This window comes from Enterovibrio gelatinilyticus (genome assembly GCF_028683095.1).
Classification (GTDB): Bacteria; Pseudomonadota; Gammaproteobacteria; order Enterobacterales; family Vibrionaceae; genus Enterovibrio; species Enterovibrio gelatinilyticus.
In genome coordinates, this window is sequence record NZ_JAJUBC010000097.1 from 1 (window position 1) to 752 (window position 752).

At 40.6% G+C, this 752-nt stretch carries 1 protein-coding gene; it reads left to right on the top strand.

What is annotated here, in order from left to right; all coding sequences use genetic code 11:
* A partial coding sequence (locus LRP50_RS25370) for a hypothetical protein (RefSeq protein ID WP_274167171.1) occupies positions 1-291 on the top strand: 291 nt, incomplete at its 5' end.
* Between the last annotated feature and the right edge of the window lie 461 nt (positions 292-752).

Sequence of the window (752 nt, forward strand, 5' to 3'; positions counted from 1 at the left end):
GCTAGTGGAGGATTAGTGGTAGTCCTAGATGAAGAGCACATGTCATGGCTTCTTTTCTCGAACGCAAATGATATGTATTTGTTAGTAGTTTGTGGAACTATCGGCGTGTTTACTGTTGAGATTCAATTAACTGATTCTGAAACATCAAGCTACAAATCAATGGGCAGATCATATATCGACCAACTTGCTAGTAGTATCCGCTATAAACCAGACTATTTTATGCCTCGGAAAGTGGCTGATTTTGTGACTAAATTTAAAGTTGCTGAAGCGCTATCTGAATGGAGAAATTGATAGTCCTTGATTCCGCTTGCTACAACAAGGTCATGAACGGGACACCTTGCCAATCTTGAAGCGCTTAGAAAGTTTTTAAATACATGAGCTTGATTAGTTCAGTGGGGGCAAGTGCCCGTTATCACAACGTTATACGCTGTAATTTTACTTACATGTAAGCAGCAAATTTGAACCACAAATCACGGTGGTTTTCTCGACAAAAAAGCGGTTTGGTGATGTATCGCCGCTCACCATCAAAGTTGTGCAAACAAGCCTTTGGTAGCTAGAGTAAATCAAACATTCTGCTGGCTGTTTGCAAAGGCAAAAGGCGAGGTTCGGCTATTCAAACAGATTGGGTGACAGCTTTATAACAAAGGTTTTGAAGGCGGACGCAAAACATCTCCGCAAATTTTGTTATATCAACTTATAGCGTTTACGGTGGCTTTATTACGTGAAGCTAATGTTTTACGCCCCTTAAAACG